General features: G+C 55.4%; 12 protein-coding genes. 8 read left to right on the top strand and 4 right to left on the bottom strand.

Annotated elements, in window-relative coordinates:
* The first annotated feature begins 87 nt into the window (after positions 1-87).
* From BLU05_RS20780 to BLU05_RS20770, 3 genes are all read left to right on the top strand, one after another.
* The gene (locus tag BLU05_RS20780; RefSeq protein WP_091884294.1) at positions 88-3,672 is read left to right on the top strand and encodes a hypothetical protein; all 3,585 of its coding nucleotides are present in this window, start codon (positions 88-90) and stop codon (positions 3,670-3,672) included.
* 348 nt (positions 3,673-4,020) lie between these two features.
* Entirely contained in the window at positions 4,021-5,022 is a 1,002-nt protein-coding gene (locus BLU05_RS20775; RefSeq protein ID WP_091884292.1) for a hypothetical protein, read from the top strand.
* A 98-nt stretch (positions 5,023-5,120) separates the two neighbouring features.
* Positions 5,121-5,828, top strand: a complete 708-nt coding sequence (locus BLU05_RS20770) for a hypothetical protein (protein ID WP_139210501.1) — start codon at positions 5,121-5,123, stop codon at positions 5,826-5,828.
* Between the two features lie 41 nt (positions 5,829-5,869).
* Here BLU05_RS20770 and BLU05_RS20765 read toward each other — a convergent pair whose 3' ends face one another.
* Both BLU05_RS20765 and BLU05_RS20760 read right to left on the bottom strand, forming a co-directional pair.
* A complete protein-coding gene (locus BLU05_RS20765) occupies positions 5,870-8,866 on the bottom strand; it encodes an ATP-binding protein (protein ID WP_091884287.1) in 2,997 nt (998 codons plus the stop codon).
* Positions 8,867-8,879: 13 nt separating this feature from the next.
* Positions 8,880-11,807 carry an NAD(P)-binding protein gene (locus tag BLU05_RS20760; protein WP_175540693.1) on the bottom strand — a complete coding sequence of 976 codons (2,928 nt, stop codon included), beginning with the start codon at positions 11,805-11,807 and terminating at the stop codon, positions 8,880-8,882.
* A 718-nt stretch (positions 11,808-12,525) separates the two neighbouring features.
* Between BLU05_RS20760 and BLU05_RS20755 the strand changes: the two genes are divergently transcribed.
* Entirely contained in the window at positions 12,526-13,218 is a 693-nt protein-coding gene (locus tag BLU05_RS20755) for a Crp/Fnr family transcriptional regulator (RefSeq protein ID WP_091884282.1), read from the top strand.
* Between the two features lie 146 nt (positions 13,219-13,364).
* Here BLU05_RS20755 and BLU05_RS20750 read toward each other — a convergent pair whose 3' ends face one another.
* Positions 13,365-14,219, bottom strand: a complete 855-nt coding sequence (locus BLU05_RS20750) for a DUF1365 domain-containing protein (RefSeq protein ID WP_091884279.1) — start codon at positions 14,217-14,219, stop codon at positions 13,365-13,367.
* Complete coding sequence (locus BLU05_RS20745) at positions 14,216-15,544, bottom strand: NAD(P)/FAD-dependent oxidoreductase (protein WP_175540692.1); 1,329 nt, start codon at positions 15,542-15,544, stop codon at positions 14,216-14,218. Before BLU05_RS20745 ends, BLU05_RS20750 begins: the two co-directional genes overlap by 4 nt.
* 23 nt (positions 15,545-15,567) lie before the next feature.
* On the opposite strand from BLU05_RS20745, the gene BLU05_RS20740 reads away from it, so the two are divergent.
* The 4 genes from BLU05_RS20740 to BLU05_RS20725 all read left to right on the top strand — a co-directional run bounded on the left by BLU05_RS20740 (position 15,568) and on the right by BLU05_RS20725 (position 18,451).
* Positions 15,568-16,362, top strand: coding sequence for a sigma-70 family RNA polymerase sigma factor (locus BLU05_RS20740; RefSeq protein ID WP_244518463.1), 795 nt, complete (start codon positions 15,568-15,570; stop codon positions 16,360-16,362).
* A 6-nt stretch (positions 16,363-16,368) separates the two neighbouring features.
* Positions 16,369-17,016, top strand: a complete 648-nt coding sequence (locus BLU05_RS20735; protein ID WP_091884276.1) for a ChrR family anti-sigma-E factor — start codon at positions 16,369-16,371, stop codon at positions 17,014-17,016.
* A gap of 1 nt (position 17,017) precedes the next feature.
* Complete coding sequence (locus BLU05_RS20730; RefSeq protein ID WP_091884275.1) at positions 17,018-17,878, top strand: alpha/beta hydrolase; 861 nt, start codon at positions 17,018-17,020, stop codon at positions 17,876-17,878.
* A gap of 159 nt (positions 17,879-18,037) precedes the next feature.
* A complete protein-coding gene (locus BLU05_RS20725) occupies positions 18,038-18,451 on the top strand; it encodes a DUF2177 family protein (protein WP_091884272.1) in 414 nt (137 codons plus the stop codon).
* Positions 18,452-18,453: the final 2 nt, after the last annotated feature.

Raw genomic sequence — 18,453 nt, 5'->3', positions numbered from 1 at the left:
TTTGTGAGTTCATATGACAGTCTTGTGACATAGCTCACAGCAAAGAATTGTGCCCCTGCGCTTTGCTGCCAACCCGGAGATGATGTGATGACGTTCGGTCCTGGCCCAATTCTGTTCTCCAAATTCTGGCGCAATATCGAGCTGGCAAAACAGGCGACGATGGCCGCAGCCACCTATACGGCCAAGCAAGGTCAGACCCCGCAACTGATCGCAAAGGCACTTGGCCAGAGTGATGGCGGCCAGGCGATCGCCAAAGCCAACAGGATGCGGATCGACAAGGTTCTGGATGCAGGGATTGTGCTCATCATACCCAAGATCGATCCTGTTACAGACGCGTCCCAGATCAAGTTCAACCAAGCCGTTGCCGCAAGCAGGAACGGTGCACCGCCCTCGATCCTTGCCGATGTGGAAGCGGGCAAAAGCATCGACCAGATGGCGGCCGATCAAAAGCGCACCCGCCCCGAAATTCTGCGGCAGATGGAAGCGGCAGGGCTCGGTCTCCAGACAATCGACCCGACAAGCGACAATGGCGACGTTAGAACAATCAGGATCATTGACCGCGCAACTGGCAACGTTATCGCCAGTCACTATGAAGATTTCCAGCATGGCGGCACCTCTTCGACCATCACCAATGCTGACGGAAAGGAAATCCCTGTTGTCGCCGCCAAAGCGGCCGGGAATAACAGCCAGAAGCCATTTGCACCGCAAGGCAACCCGGAACAGGAAACCGATGGCCGCGTCGATCATCGTATTCAGGGAACGGAAAATCTCGATGGCATCGCACGGATCTACAATCAGGCCCCATCAGACATTTTGGAGTTCAGCGACCCCATTCCCGATATCAACCGGATCAATGAGGGCGATTCACTGCTCATCCTGAGCAAGGAGCGGCGCACAAGCCTCGAAACCATCAAGGCATTGCAGGCGGATATCGACAAGGCTACGTCACCGGCGGAAAAGGACGACAAGACCCGCGCACTCAAGCTCGCTGTGAACACGGATATGCTTTCAGCCGCAAAGAATGGCGGCTATGCACCGGAAACGCTGAAGCTTTATCTCGACCAGCGGCAGGCAGATCTTGAAGCCCTGGGGCCAAGGACGGACTCCTACAAAACCATCGTGGCAGAGGAACGCAAAGCCGTTGAAGACGGCTTCAATGACGTTTTTAAACCGCTAAGCGCGGCCATAAACGCTGCCCAGCAGGACCCAACCCGCTGGGGTGACGTCAAGACCGAAATCACCCGCCAGTTCGAAACCCTCGCCAAGGACGCGCCCGATGGCGGTGAAGCGGCGATCAACAGTGCCCGCGAGACCTTGAAACTCTATGGCCCGGCCGACAGCAAGTTCACCGACGCTCTTGATGCCGCTGGCTATGAAGTCCTTGTCGGCAAGCCGGCCCGCAATGTTCAGGAGGCCTATTCCAAGGGCGAGAACAAGTTCAATGGACTTGATGGCGAGGCCGGAAAGGAGGCGCAGCGGGAAGACGGCGCGGGCCGCGCAGCCAAGGTCCTGGATGAGGTGACGAAAAACGTTACGCCGGAAACGGCAATTCTCATCGTCAAAGAGGCCAATAAGGAAATCAGCGCGTTTGGCGACCAGAAGACGCGCGTGGTTGATCTGATCGAGCAGACAATTGGCAAACGCACGGCAATAACCTCGGGTGCCAGCCCCGATCATCGGCTCGGCGGTAAGAACTCCACTATTGCCGGCGAGATCAAGTTTTCGCTGCAATTGACGCAGCGCGATACGGTGGCGAACTATTCCAATGTCATGGCGCACATCGCACAAGCACCGCAGGGAAAAACCTTCATTGATGAGCGGGCACAGTCCATAGCAAACTCCCTCAAGGCGACACAGGACCAGACATTCGCGGATTGGGAGAAGAAGCTTCCCGAAAAGGTCCGCGGCTTCCCGCTGGATGAGAAGAAGAAAATCGGCAAGGAAATGGGAAACCCCTATCCGGAGATTAAAACCGCCACCCCGGATCAGATCGGCGAGCCCTTCCGCAACGCGATCGCCAACGGCAAGGACCCGTCCCTGACGCTTGCCATCATTAACCGGCTCAAAAACTCTGGCGATACGGCCAATGCGGCCCTGCTTTTGGACGCCGCGACCAAGGGCACGGACGATCTTGTCGCAAACAGCCGGAATATTGTTGGCGAATTCTCGAAAGACCACCTCGTGGTGGCGGACGACTGGAAGTCGGCCCTGTCGACGAAACAGTTGACCGATGGCATTAATGACTCGATTGCCAAGAACCCAGGCAGCAAGAACAAAATGGACGGCCAGGGAACATTGATCTTTCGCTCGCTCGCCGCCCTCCACGCTGCCGAGACCGACTTGCATGGGCTTCAGGGGTTTGACCGCTATCAGGCCAGCATCCACACGCTTGAGACTGACGATCAGGTGCAATTCGCCGTCAATAACAGTGAAGGTGCCTGGAAGGAGATGGGCAAAGCCTATATCGAGAGCACAACGCCCCCGGACGGGGTTCCCGTTCCTGCCACTCCAAGCCTGTTCTGGTCCGGCCGCGCGGTCATTGGCATGCATAAGACCATCGCCGCCTATGAAGCGCTAGGCGGCAACAAGGCATACAAACCGCCCACACCGGGAAGCATCGACATCGCCTCCCGCCTCAATCCAGCTCAGGTTGACGGCAAACTCGCGCAGAAATCCTCTCTCCTATTGAATGGACCCAATGCGGCAACCGACCCGGCGGCCCGCAAGGCGGCCCTTGAAAGCCTGAGCAAATCCTTTGACGGTTCGAAATTCGACCCGCGCGCCGGCATCACAACGGCATCCGGTTTCGGCAAGGGCCTGGCGGCGATCCAGGGCCTGCTTTACCTTGGCAGCACGGTTGAAAATGCCCGTAACCCGGACCTTCTATCAAAGTCTTTTGCCGTTTGGCTGACGGGTGGTATTGCCTACGAAGCCGGCCAGTTCGGAGCCGGCATGGCACGATCCGTAGTCGAAAACGGCCGCTTTCCAAAAGGCGGTTTCCTTGACCGGGCATCCAGTTTTGCCGAAGTCGGTGGTACGCCGAAATGGAGCTGGTTCTCTAAGTATTTTGATCGTGCCGGGGGCATTCTCATGGTTGCCTATACGCTTGATCATGTCGCCAAAGGCAAATGGGCCAATTCGGCATTTGCTGCCACCACCACCTTGGGCACATTCCTGTCAATGATGAAATCACCCAAGGGCGGATTGTGGGGCGCCGGGCTTGCCGTCGTCGGCATCGTCGGCGAAATGGTCTACAACAATATTCGCCGAAGCCAGGCGGCCAGTTATTATGAAGGGCCCACCGAGCAATTCCTGATCCAGGCCAATTTCAGACCGGAAACCGCTAAAATTCTCGCGGATCATGACGATGACGGGAACAGCGTTGGCTCGATTATCGAGCCGCTTGCCAAGCAGCTCAAGATGACTCCGGAAGCCCTGACGGAAATGCTGCGGACCTCCGGCGACGATGCAAGACTGAAGGAATTTGTCCGCAACGTGCACCAGGTCAAGCCTGACAAGGACGGAAATTATCCGATGTCCGCACCCGAACGCCTGCCGCCATTGAAAATGCCGGACGGAGGCACGGTATCGCGTGATCCGTCGGAAGGGCGTGCCCGCACGATCCCGGAACTGGCCGATTGGGTGGGACAAAACCTTGTCCTGACGAATTAGGACACGACCGGCTCAGCACCGGTAGAAAGCGCGAGCCGCTTCTCCCTCGTGCTGCCCGCCACACCGCCCAAGGGCGATGCACTGGATTGCAGGATATCGCCCTGCCCTCCGGTCCGATGTCTGCTTAGCCATCGCTCAACTTTTTGCACCCACAATCCGCTTGTTCGGTCTGTGACATTCCGCACATCGCGATCAGACCACAACCCCTACGGTGAAGCGGTCGTTAGTCGGAAGGACATCTCGTCTCCCCCGCATGAACGACAAGGGGGGTTCTCATGTCATCACTCAATCGATGATGCAGAGTTGGAGCCTCTTTTTTTGGCAAAAGAACGAAAAAGGAGCACTACGATGGCACTTTATCTTTTCGAAAGGACAGGCGGCACACTGAACACGGCCAATGTCAAGAACATCATCACCCAGGCCGGAAAGAACCGGCAGCAGCCGGCGATATACAATCCCGCCCTCTATACTTATGAGGAAAAAAGCACGAAGAAGGTCCAGGCTTCGGGGCCTGGCGACATGGCCACTAGCCCGCTGGAACATGCCGCAACCCAGTTGGGTTTCAAAAATACCAGCGTGCTGTTTGTGGCTGAGGGCGCCGATGACGACAATGATGCCGATATGCCAGCGCCCCGCAGCATTGGCTCCGTCACGCCCAGCATTGGTAATCTTCTCGGCGCTACCCAGTACGGGGTATCGATCAAAATGGATCAGGCGACTGTAGAAGCCCTGTCGAACGGCGATTATTCCCTCTATGGCTTCAAAGCGGTCCAATCCAGCGCCGGCGGCGGCAGGCCACTGGTCTGGTTCAAATCGACCGAATTCGGTCTGGACACCGGTGTTTCCTGGGAAGTTCAGTACGAGGCCTACACCTCCCGCTCTGCGATTATTCCGAACGGGCAGATCAAGGGCTTGAGTTCTTACCCGATTGACCTTGGACAGATGCTGGAAGTGGAAACACCACAGGGCACCGGTGTCGTCGTCGACGGCACGGCTGGGATGATTTCAATTGAGAACCGGACGGCAACGCAGGTAACCTGCGGGATTTCCGAAGTGGTCGATGGGACGCCCCAGCCTCTGTGCGCCTTCCCGCTCTACGGCAACGGGCTTGATGCGATCGTACCGATCCAGAAGGTCATGTTCACCTTCTCCACCAGACCGGTCAACACCGGCACGGTCATCGAACAGGCCTACAGCCAGAGCATTCTGATCGATCTCACCGCCAAGACCAATCGCGAGGTTTCCTTCGACATCAACAAAGGCTGGGCATGGGGTGGCTACAGCTGGGCTCAGGCTATTCGCCCTTCCACCAATGTCGTGCCCTTGCTGATTGAAAGCAACGCCTTCTGAGATTCATACTGTCTTGAAGCAGACGGGCGGCCTCTGCATATCCGGCGGCCGCCCGCCAGTCTTTCATGGATGCGACCCGGCAACCGAAGGAGGTTCAGATGCCCGCGTCTCCAACCTACCAGATTGATCTTTCGCTCGCGCCGGCAACCATCGAAGCACTCGTCGACGGCGGATACTCCTTTTACACGATGTTTGCCGTCCAGATGAAAAATGCGGCAGCCCGGCCAACCATTGGTTTTTCAACGCAGAATATCACGGCGAATATGCCAATCGTGTGGAAGGCAGATGTATCAGCCTATACATCGTTCACGCCCATCAGCAGCGGCAGTGTCGTTCGGATCGGCTATGAAGTGCCTATCAACATTGGCCAGACCTTTGTCGTCACGAGCGGCGGCATCGGGCAGGTCAAAGCCTGCGGCCCGGTGTCGAAAATTGCCATCGCCAATACAACGGCAGGCGCATTCACATCCGGGTTTGCCCGAGCCCTCTGCGGAGAAGAGGCTGCCATTCCCATCTATGCTGTCCCCTTGTATGGGAACCAGACGAATATCGCCGCCCCCTTACCCAAGGTCCTGCTGCAATTTACCACCGCGAGCCTTCAACCCGGTACACTCATTGAAAAACTGGCCATGGAATTTCAAGCCGGCGCCTCTTACAGTCCCTCCCTCCTGGTGGAGGCAGCCGCCAATCAGACGCGCGCGCTGAGTTACGACATCAATGCCGGCTGGAATTGGGGCGCTTACTCCTGGGCCGAGATCATTCCCGTCAATGCCGATCTGGCAAAAGTGCTGATCGTACAGGAATAGAATGCGAGCCTGCGAAATTCCAGGCGCGTCTCATCAAAATCTCATCGCAAAGATGGCAGAAATTGCAACGAAGCATCCTCCACATTGCTCTGCACGATCCCAGCCGAAAGCATCGCCAAACGCGGGTCGCCCGTATCATCGCCGTGTTTCAACCGCACCATCGCCCGGCGCGCCCGCGTTTCCCACAAAACGGCGTCCTGCATTCTCGCTGTTTGGGCAGCGAGTTTATAAAAATGGCGGGCTTCATCCGCACGCCCGGCACACTCGTGCACAAAACCACACAATCTCTGGCGTTCCGCCCGCCATGCTCCCTCCATGGTCCCGGGAGAACCTGTCATTGCCGCCGCAATGAGCCGTTGGGCCTGGCGGTCATGCCCATCGATTGCATAGGCCGCCGCCAGTTTTGCCGACCAATAGGGAATGCCGATGCCAACGCCCATAGCCTTCTGCACATCAAGCGCCTGTTCCATTTTGGCCCGGATCGCCGGAGTACCCGCCGCGTCGAACTCGATAACTGCATGCCACATGCGGCCCGTCGCCGACCAGAACGCCGCCCCCTGATGGTCGGCAAGCGCCACGCCGCGTTGCATCCGCGCCAGCGCCTGATCAAAATCACCAAGGTAGCCGAGAGCCACGGCACCCCAGATATGGATGTATGGCAGCATCAGCGGAACATCGAGCCGCATTTGATATGCGTCGGCTTCCGTGATGAGGTGCCGTGCCAGCGCAAACTGACCGGTGATTGCTGCTGAATGTGGGGCAAAAGCATGGGCTGTCGCAAACAGGTCCATGCCGTACTTGGCGGCAAGCGGCGCATCCCGCTTGAAGTCGTAGCAGGTCCTGATCTTTTCCAGCGTTGCAAGCTGTGCACGAAACCGTCCAGAATAGAACTGTATGCCATTGCGTGTGCCAAGCACCGCCAGCGTATGTTCTCCAGGCCGGTCTTTTTCCGGCATGCCCTGAAGCACGGTCTCCATTCTTGCAACCGTTGTTGCTGCTTCTTTGATACGGCCCATCAGCACCTGGTAAGTAAAAATGCCCCAAAAGATCGCCAGGCTATCGCCCTCGATACGATCGAGCGTCTTCAGAAGTGAGAGGCTCTTTTTATAAGTCTCGATTACTTCGCGGTCCGTAAAGCCGCGTGTCTGCATGAGATTTGCCGCCAAGTCGATCAGAATGGTCGCCCGCTGCCTTGTTGCCTCTGTATCACCCTCGCCCGCCTTAACAAGCAGATCCAAGGCGCGCCGAAGCTGTGTTTCGCCTTCCGTAAAGGCCCCCAGTGCCGCAGCCAGCCTACCAATCCTGTGCCTGTGGTGTGCTGCCATCGCATAGTCACCAGCCGCTTCAAAGTGATAGGCAATTTCAGCCATGACCTTGTCATTGCCATGCGCATCACCAGCCATAAGAAACTTGGCCACACGCCGATGCAAGCTGGCACGCCTTGCGCGGAGCAATGACCCATAGGCTGCCTCGCGGATGAGATCGTGGCGGAAGCTCAGGAGCGCGTCACCGTCCCGATGCAAAATTTCGGCCTTGCACAAACGTTCGACATCCTCTGTCACGTCACCAGGCACAACCTCCATCAAATGCGCAAGCAGCGGGATACTGGAGCGGCTTCCGATAACCGAAGCACATTGAGCCACCCGGCGGGCGGGACCCGTCCGGTCAATCCACGCGGTGAGCGCGCCCACCAGCGTTTCGGGAACAGCGTCAGGCCCAAATATCAGCCCATCTTTCAATTCCCGGAGAAGATGTTCCAGAAACAATGGCACACCTTCCGACCGGGCGATGATCTTTGCTGCCAGGTCGGGATTGATCGCGTCGCTGCAATTGGCAAGAAGGGCGTGGCATTCCGGTGAGCTGAGTTCTGCAACACTTACGATCCGGGCCCTTATCCCCCCGAAATGATCCTTGAATTCCGTCCGGCAGGTCCCCAGCCACTGAATGGGACAATCGCTAAGATCAGCGCACAGCCTGGCAATTAGCATTTGGGAACTATGATCCATCCACTGCAGGTCTTCGGCAACGACCTGTATGGGCATGCGCTGGGCAATGCGGCGAAATGCGCCGGCAAGTGCATCAAACGTTCCCTGGCGAATGGCGCTCGGCGTCTCCCGTGCCAGCAAATCTGCCGCCGCCTCCGGTTCGAGGAGTGCGCGCAGGTAATCCATGCCTTCGCCGGTCTGCGCAACCCGGTCGTCATGTCTGAGCCATTCCACAACGGGATAAAGCGCCGTCCCCCGCTGCCGTTCGGACGCTGCCAGCACTATTTTCGGCTGATGTGCCGGACACCGGGTGAGATGTTCCCGCACGATACGGCTTTTGCCTATGCCCGGCGATCCCGAAAGAACGTGAAATGGACTTGCACGACCTGTCCTTACAACCCTGCTCCAGGCCGCCGCCAGCTTCCGCAGCTCCGCCACGCGCCCAACGAAGGGAAATGCCTCCATGTCCGCCATGCCTGCTTCCCCCATGGTCAGACGCCAGGTCGGTTGCGGTTTGGCAAAGCCCTTTAACGAAAGGTCTCCGACAAAATGCACGTTCGTTTCGCGCCGCAGAAGCCGGCGGGTCAGGTCAGACAAATAGACTGAATCAGGTTCGGCAGCCGCCTGTAGCCGGGCAGCGAGCACCCCGCATGCACCGGTGATTTTTGACGTGCGGCCATGGTATTCCGCCACTACGAACCCTGTTGCCAAACCAACACGCACCGCAAGGCTATGGCCTTGCGCATCGATCTCCTTTGCTTGGCTGACAATGCCGACTGCCGCCTGAACGGCGCGATCGGCAGCATCCTGAAGAGCCTGTGGAATGCCGAAATGCGCAACGACACCATCGGCGAGATATTCCGCAACGATGCCACCGGCCACCTCAATCTCATGGCGTACCAGCGCGTAATATCGTTGCAGCAGGGCGCGCAAATCCTCCGGATCCGCCCGCAGGGCAATGGCTGTGTAATCGACAATATCAGCAAAAAGCACCGTCACCTGGCGACGCTCTTCCAGATCATTGCCCTCAGGACTGTCTTCAAACGAAGCCATCGCGGTTATTCTCTCACAGTCGCTGGCGTTCGAGATTCTGCTGCGCCGATGCAACCGCCTTCACCCGGGCTGAATCAAGGGGATTGCTGAGCGTCCAGTTGGTCCAGCAGCGGAAGGATCCGGGTAATCCGGCTTGTTCAGGCGACGGCTTCAGCGCCGGCGATATGAGCCGTCCGGCTGGCAGGCCGATCCCGTTTGTGGGGAATATGTCTATATGCGTAGCCACGGGAACTGCAAACGCCGACCCAACGGCAAAGTCAAAAGCCATGGCCTGCCAGGCTCCCTTACCCCGAGGTGTCAGGATTGGCGTGTCAAGCAGTGATCGGACCAGCCCCACATCCCCGAGATCAATCAGCCGGGAAACGGGCGCGTTCTCAAAGAATTGCATGTCCCAGATTGCGGCATTTTTCTCGCTTTTCGTGCGGTAGCTGGTTCCTGCCATCTGGTTTTTGGCGTAATGCTTGGCAAGGCCATAAAACAATCTGCCCGACCACGTGGCCAGCCGATTGTTCAGAAACAAAGCCGGCAAAAAGCTGAAAGTGGTGCCGTCACCGCCCGCTATTTCCACGCAATTGATCGCTACAATACTTTCAAGATAGGTGCTGAAGCCTAAAAACTGCGGCAGGAAACTGGCGCGCACATTGGTCTGCCGGTTGAATAGAAATGTCACAGGATGGGTTTTGGCAGGGGTCAGTGACTGCCGGGATAGAACCAAACCCTCCGGAAGCATCGCACGCAGGCCATCTTCCGGCAGGGCGTGAAAACTGAATATTCCTTCCATCGCGCCGCGCAGGAAAGCCGGGGTCAGCGGCCAGTCCGCATCTGGCGCCATGATCGACGATAGCAAGGCTGGCGTCGCCAACCCGCCATCGGCAGGAAGATCCATCTCGCCATAGATTGCTTCCGTCGACCCCGTGAGTGACCGTGCAGCGGCCAGACCGGAAATTGTGGCTGCTTCGACACAGCCGGCGTTGACACCGCATCGGGTCCAATCACCAGCCAGAACGAGATTGGAGAAACCGGATTCATCCGGTGCCAGACGGTAATAGACCGATCCCGGAACCGAGAGCACATATCTCTCCGAGCCATAGAAATTCTGGCGGAAGTATTGATCGGCAAACCGCCCGGACGCGGTCTTGCTATTTACGGAAACCAGGAGATTTCTGTCGAACGTCCCTGCCTTGTTCCTTGTCTGCGGCCAAATCTGCGTCAGCCGCTGATCAGCCCACTGAGCGGCCTGCTCCTGTAGCGGGGGCATAGGCACATCCGCGTCCCTTGAAGGCGAACAAAAATACGCAATGGAAACCGGTTGCGGATCAGGCCAGGTCTCCCGCACCAGAAGGTCACTCATATCCGCCCATGTATCGAGCGGCTCGGCAAATCCGGTCATGACCGTCTGCAGTGTATCCGGATTGAATTTGGCGTCCTGATTATGGGCCCTGACCAGAGTTGGCCAGCCTGTTGCGGAAGCGGGTATACTCATCCAGAATTGAGCTGCGCAGGTTGCAACAGTCTTGACCTCAGCAAGCATTTGTCGCCAGCGGAGCGAAGCGGCCGCGAGTTCGGAAGTCATATAACCAAGTGAACCTATCGACGCACCAAGGATGACATCGTCAAAATCCGTGCCCCGATACAGGCTCTTAGCCGTTCCGGTCGGCGGGGTTTTTTCCGATTCAAAATCGATGCCGCTGGCTTTCAGTTTCTGCCCATCGACCAATTGTGGCCAGTCGGGCTCCGAAGGCCAGCACGGCAAGCCAGCAACGGTAAAAAGCGGCTCATACGAGCCCGAGACAAGGCTTGCCTGCTCAACCATATCGATGCGTTCAACCGCATTCCGACCGGCACCCAACGCCAGATTGGTCGCGGCGTGAAAGAAGCTGAACTTCACACCCCTGGCCTTGAGAACCTGATAATAGGGAGCAAAGATCGTATCTCCCATCCCTGCCTGCATTTTGAAGAATAGCGCACCCTTGTAGGTGAATGCGAGCCGCAGCAGACCACGCATCGCTGTCCCGGCCCCTACGCCGCGGTCGTCACAGACGCCGCCCGGATATCCGAACACATAATCATAACATCCACGAAAGACCGCCGATTCCACCGCCTGCTGCGAGGCATGGTGTTTCAATAGCCAGGCTGAACATTCCATGGTGTCGATCGAATCGAAACCGCGCAGGAACACCAGGTCGACGACCATGCCCGTTGCAAAGGCCGTTCCAAGATCCAGCATGAAATAAACACGGCGCGCAGTATCATCATTGATCCATTCCCCCGGTTGAATGCCGTCAAGCCAGATACGGATGCCCTCCAGGATTTCCAGAAGTTCACTGCGATGGCGGGCCGTATGCTGGCGGGCATCCTCTGGCAGCGTGCTGGCATAAGCCAGCACATGGTGCAACGGGGAGCGGTATCCGGCGTCGTCTGCCGCAGGCGGTGGCAGCGGCAGCTTGTTTTCAACTTTTTCAAACTGGCTCACCAGGAATTCCAGTACCAGCTTGAAGTAAGCAAATGGCGTCGGCAGCACCCCGCCCGTCCCGGGTATTTCGCCATTCCCCTCAAATTCAATGAGCCAAGGCCGCCATTCGATACGGGACTCCTCGGTAACCTCTTCACTCAAAAAGAACGTGTTGAGCGGCTTGAAGGCTTTTTCAATCGTTCCCAGCGGGTCCTCAGGTGTTCTGAGCCGCCTGTCGACGAGTTCCTGATAACAGCCCCGCATCAGCCGGAAGGCATTGTCGTAAAAGCCGGCCCAGATATGCAAGCCGTGCTCTTCGATACGGTTGGCTTTCTCACGATTTCGCCCGCTCGCCCCCTTTCCGCCAAGCCGCCAGCCAAGTTGATAGAGCGTGATATCATACTTGCTTTGCCAGTCCGGATGGTCGGTCAAGGCGAATGCAGCGGTAATAGCTCCCACACCGCCGCCAACGATTGCAATCTTTCGCACCGCTTGCCCCATGAATATCAAATCTCCCCTTTCAGCGCATCAAACCAGATTGAAGACGATATCCGCATCACCGAGGCGCTGATATCTGCAGCGAAATACTTGGATTGGACAAACCGCACTACCGTTATAGGTCGCTTGTTAATGTCAAAAAAAATCCGTTACTCGGCCGCCGGATCGGCGGTGGATAATGGCGGCTCTCCCGCTCGCAAGACACAGCGAAGCAATTAAACGCTGGCTGCGTACTTTGGAACAGATCCCGTTAGAAAAGCGGTCGATATCGCCATGTGCGATGGAGCATCCATTGCAGATGTATACTGTGAAAACGGCATTAGACACCCCCATGCACCCACACCCTGATCGGTTAATAGAATTACGAGAGAATACATTCGTCCGTATCTCGTGAGAATTTGATAGGGGATCAGGGCAAATCGACTGGAAAAAGATATCACTCAATATATCTTTTTCTCAATGAATATTTGTATAACGTACAATATTTAAAATGTTTGACTTATAGTATGTCAGATACATTTTCTGATATGATGAGGGTGTATCAAATAAATCTGCATTGCTGTTTGCGACATACAATATTCGAATTGTTATGGTCGCAGGGTTTTTGCAAGTGTCCAAAGACCGAACACTGGCAGCGCCCATATGATGAATGAGAGGCAAGTGCGATTTTTGGCAGCCAGGTCAGTGATCATTTGAACAGGACCGCTTGATGGACCCGCATTCCCCGAGCTTAGCCACCATCACCCTGTTGAAAGGCCTAGACCAGCAGGCGCTGCGGAGACTGGAAAGCCAATGTATCTGGCGGCGCTACCGTGCCAACGAAGTGATCATCGATGATCAGGATGACAGCAATCATCTTTTTCTCGTTGTCCGCGGACAACTTCGTGCCAGTGTCAGCATCGCCGGGCAGGAAACCATTATGCGCGATATCAAAGCCGGCCAATATTTCGGTGAAATTGCCGCCATTGATAACCGGCCCCGCTCCGCGCATATCCGCTGCCTGACGGATTCGGTCGTGGCGCATATGCCCGCCCCTATATTTTGGCGGGTTATCCAGGAATACCCTGATGTCGGCCGGCAGCTGCTGATCTCGCTTGTCAGCCTCGTTCGGGCGCTAACCGATCGTGTCAATGAAACATCCGCCCTCAACATGAAACACCGGCTGATGGCGGAGTTGCTGCGCCTCTCGCGACCGTCGGCCACCAGCAAGGGATCCTATATCATCTCGCCGCCGCCGACCCATGCCGAGCTCGCCGCGCGCATTGGCAGCCACAGGGAGGCGGTCACCCGGGAGCTGAATCAACTTTCGCGGCTCGGGTTGATCAGTCGCTATCGCGGGGCAATCTCATTGCAGGACCGCGACCGGCTGCAGCAGACGCTCGACAAGGCCATGGGTGGCTAAACAGCTCCACTCAAATGGACGTTGCAGAGGATCGGCGCCGACCGTCCTAATCTACTGTCCGTGCAAAGATGACGCTTATCGGTCGGCGCTAAGCATGAAATAACGAGCAGATGGTGCATATGCGTTTTGACTCACATTCCGGATGATCAGGATGGACTGATGGATGGTCGCTCGTTGTCACTCCGGGAATTGAATGGCGCACTTGTCTGATGTGGGGTTATTGTTCGGGTTTGAACAGGTGTTTGCGGCCGGGGCTTGAGGCTAACACCCTTGATCCAGATCCTTAAAGCTTCCCAGTGAATACCTGCGATAACCTTGAGCGTCAGCAGGGGATAACCAAGGAACAGCTTCAACAATTGCCAATCACTGAATTCGCGCCGCTTTCCCGTGAAGACAGTCGCAATGACCAACCCATCCTCATCGCTGGCATTGATCACAACGGAGGCACAATCAGCCGGTCGCGTGACGGTGAAATCATAATTCAGCGCCATCTCCATAAATGGAGAGACATAAAATTCTTTCCCGCATTCCTGATGCATTGGCTTGGCGTCATCGGTGCCATCCAACGGGAAAACATAGCTGTGGCGCTGGCCGAAAGTGTTGTTCACTTCGTATATCAGCGCCTTCAATTTACCGTTGCTATCATGGCAGAAATAAACGCTCAGGGGATTGAAGACATAGCCGAGGATTCTTGGCATCGTCATCAATTTGATGGTCCCGTTATCGGGCACCATTCCCGCCTCACGAAGATGGCCCTCGGCATAAGAGCGAAGATCCGAGCACTGCGCCGCTGCATCAAATTTGGAACCATGGTCTCGATCAAAGAAGCTGAAAAAATTGAAGCGATTATGTGAGAACCAACGATGGGTGAGTGCAATCTGGTCGATCTCATCAATGTCGAGCAACATATAGAACATGCGATAACGCAGGAAATGCCGTTTGGGACGCAAGCGCTTATGCGTGACCTTGCCAGCATAGATTGCCGAGACAAATGTATTCATGCTGCTACTTCTATCGGCGTTGCCTGGCTGTTGCGATAGATTCGGCTGGACTCATTAGCAACATTCCACGGCCGGCGTACGCCACCCAGATCTTCCGCTACCGCAAGGCCCGATTGCAATCCGTCCTCGTGAAATCCTGCACCAAAATAAGCGCCGCAATACCACGTATTCCGCTGCCCCTGCATCTGCCAGAGTTGCTTTTGAGCCTGCATGGCTTTGCCATCGAAAATCGGATGGGTATAGGTTTCGGAATGCAATATTTTTCGCATATCCGGTTGATGCTGAGGGTTGAGCGTGACGAAAAATTGCCGGTTGGTTTCAAGCGGTTGTAGTTTGTTCATCCAGTAGGTTACACAGAGCTGACTGCTTGGATTGGTTTCCTGACGTTGGCCGAGATAGTTCCAGCTTGACCAGACGGCACGGCGCTTGGGCATCAGCGTCTCGTCTTCATGCAGCACGGCCTGATTCACCGAATAGTGGAATGCCGAGAGGAGATTTTCTTCAACAGGCGTGGGATCGGAAAGCAAAGCGAGAGACTCATCAGCGTGGCTGGCCAGTACAATGTGGTCGAAAACACACGTAACACCGTAGACGTCGGTGACAGCTACATTGCCATTGGCGCGCCGGATGGATGCTGCGGCACAGCTTATCTGGATACGATCCCTGTAGCGCGCCGTCAGACGCTCGACATAGGCGCGGCTTCCACCTTTTACGGTGCGCCAGCGTGGCCGATTGGCCAGCTTCAGAAGACCGTGATTATCGCAAAATTGGATGAATGCCTCCGCTGGATACTCCAGTAAAGTTGACGCCGGGGCCGACCAGATGGCCGCAGCCATGGGGAGAAGATGATCGTCGCGGAAAGCACGACCGTAACCCTCCCGTTCCAGAAATTCTCCTAGAGCCAGAAAACCAAGTTTGCCGGCATGAGCAGGTGTTTCGCGATAGAAACGTAAAAGATCACGCAGCATCATCCAAAACCTGAGATTGAACAGATTTCGCTGCTGGGCAAACAGGCCGCTAAATCCTGTGCCTGAGTATTCCAGCTTTCCACCATCAAGCGATACCGCAAAGGACATATCCGATGCTTCCGTCTCAACGCCAATATGATCGAACAGAGCTATGAGATTTGGATAGGTATTCTCGTTGAAAACGATGAATCCAGTATCGACGGGAATGGGGTTCTCGCCCTTCTGCTCAACAAGGAAAGTATTACTATGACCGCCGACGCGGCTCTCTCGCTCATAAACGGTCACTTCATGGTTTTGGGAAAGAAGCCAAGCAGCAGACATGCCCGAAATACCCGATCCAATGACGGCAATCTTCAACGAAATTCTCCCATTCCCTTTGTGTGGAAACAACGAAGACGAAAGCCATCAGCCGTTGTTTCTTTCAACATCAGTGCATACGGTGGAAATACGGAGTTGGATCAGGATTAGTTTCGGCATTGATCCGATTGCGTTGTATCTGCGTACAGAGCGGTATGGATGATTTCGGAACCCTCACCTTTGGCAATTTTAATGGAAGATGGCTGCGTGCCCGGCGCAGCATGCCCAAAGCTGGCAAGACAAAGTCCGCGATCAGGCGTTCTTTTCAAGCAATGACAGAGGCCGTCAATTATTCCGCAAAGATCACCCGGATTGCAGCGCATGGCGACAAAGTGGCATTTGCCGAGATTTTTGCCTACTTTGCACCGCGCATCAAAGGTTTCTTTATGCGCGGCGGCATGGCCCCAGGGCAAGCCGAGGAACTGGCGCAGGAAACGATGCTGACCGTCTGGCGTAAGGCACAACTGTTCGATTCGACCAAGGCCTCAGCTTCCACTTGGATTTTTACCATTGCCCGCAATTTGCGCGTCGATGCCATCCGGCGTGAACGTTATCCAGCCGCGCATTTGATGGAAGAGCATGAGCCGGAATTTGAATCCTCCCCCTCGGATGATCTGCTGCGCGTGGAAAGCGAAGAACGGGTCCGTAGAGCCATGAGGGAACTCTCATCGGATCAGATGAATGTCATTCAACTTCATTATTTTGATGACAAGCCCCACAGTGAAATTGCCCGGGCGCTGGATTTGCCACTGGGAACTGTTAAATCACGATTGCGCCTGGCGATGCAGCATCTCAGAAATCTGCTGGGCGAGGAATAGACTGCTATGACCCACCGCCCTTCCGATGACATTCTGATGGCTTATGCTGCGGGCAACCTCGCTCAAGGGCCGGCGCTTGTTGTTTCAGCACATCTTTCGCTTTGCTCTGAAAGTGCGCAACGCGTGCACCAGTTCGAAGCTGCAGGCGGTATCACTCTTGATGATGCACCTGTTGCCGAATTGATGTCCGATGCTCTGGAAAAAGTTCTTGCGCAGCTTGACGGGGAATCGGTAAGGCAGATTCCGCCTCGTGGCCGACATCTTGCGGATATGCCCGGGGGTCTGGTTTTACCAGCGCCACTACAGGAATACGATATCGGCAAATGGAGATTTCTGGCTCCCGGTGTACAGTGGAGTTCGATCGGCAAAGGCGGAACCCGACGCAACCGCCCCATGCTTTTGCGCTCCAAGCCGGGAATGGTCCTGCCTGAACACACACACCAAGGTGTCGAATATACGCTCGTGTTAAAAGGGTCACTGCACGATGCTATCGGCGATTACTATCCTGGTGATTTTATTATGGCCGATGCCAGCCTTGAGCATGAACCTTCAGCGGGACCAGACGAGGAATGCATTTGCCTTGCAGCGGTCGATGGTCGCTTGCAGATGAAGAGCAGGCTCGGACGTCTCATCCAGCCCTTGCTCGGCTTTTAACATGGTCAAATTGGTGTTTATGCTTTGCCTGCTCATTACACTGGGAGGATGTTCCGCCGGTAAGATTTTGGACATCACCACGTCATCAGGCGGTGCATCGGTTACGCGAAGCATTGTTTATGGCAAGGACAAGCGGCAGACACTTGACATCTATGTACCCAAGAACGTCAGATCTGCGCCGGTTGCCGTATTCTTCTATGGTGGAACCTGGCAGAGCGGCGACAAGGCTACTTATGCATTTGTTGCATCGGCGCTGGCGGCCAAAGGCATCGTTACAATTGTTCCTGACTACAGGCTTTATCCAGCGGTGCGTTATCCGGCTTATATTCAGGACGGCGCTGCTGTCGTTCGTTGGGCCAGGGACCACGCAGAAACCTATGGTGGTGATCCGGAAAAGATATATGTCGTGGGGCATTCAGCCGGAGCTTATATCGCCGCCATGCTTGCACTCGACAGGCAATGGCTTGGTCAACAAAACCTCAATCCGGCGCATGATTTGAAAGGATTTATTGGTATCTCTGGTCCTTATGACTTTCTGCCATTCGATGACAAGATAGTCGCCGATATCTTCAGTCCGGCGAAGTCACAGGAGGCAACACAGCCCGTCAATCAGGTCCGGCACGGCAATCCCTCTGTACTGCTCCTGCACGGGCAAAGCGATACTGTGGTTTATCCTAGCAATAGTATTGCATTGGAGAAGAAGCTTCGGGCAGTTGGCTCACCTGTCGAAATAAAGCTTTACCCCAATGTGGGTCACGTCGGCATCATTGGTGCCATGGGATCACCGATCCGTTTCATCGCGCCAACACTTCACGACACGGCAAATTTTATTCTCGGAATTCGGAACCAAAATGGTTCCTGACGGTGTTGTATTCTGCCAATCAAAAAGCTCTGTATGCTGCATTCGCCGCTCGTTGAACATCAGCCAGACTGCCTCCTGAACAACCAATCAATGCGCGGCACCTTATGCCATTCCTATCATTGCAGCTGTCGCCTTTGCATCGCAAGAAGGAACCAACAAATGCTCAAATATGCACTTGCCTACATTTCGACAGCTATAGTCTTTTTTATTTTCGATTTTATCTGGCTCAGCACCATGGCCACAAACTTCTATCGGGCTCGTATTCCTGACATTATAGCCACAGACGTCAACTATGTTGCGGGCCTGCTATTCTATCTGATCTTTGTTGCTGGAATCGTTATATTCGCCGTTGGCCCGGCTCTGGAAAGTGGCCGCTTGATAACTGCATCAATGTATGGAGCATTGCTGGGTTTCATAGCCTATGGAACCTATGACCTGACCAACCAGGCAACGCTCAAACAATGGTCGACAGCGGTGACTGTCGTTGACATGGCCTGGGGCACAATGGCTTCCAGCGCTGCAGCTTCGCTGAGCTATCTCGCAACGAATTGGGCATTGTCGAGATTCCAGTAATC

It is taken from the genome of Phyllobacterium sp. OV277, assembly GCF_900104355.1.
In the GTDB taxonomy this organism is placed as follows: domain Bacteria; phylum Pseudomonadota; class Alphaproteobacteria; order Rhizobiales; family Rhizobiaceae; genus Phyllobacterium.
The sequence above is the reverse complement of the archived record's forward strand: the minus strand, read 5'-3'. Positions and strand labels throughout refer to the sequence as shown.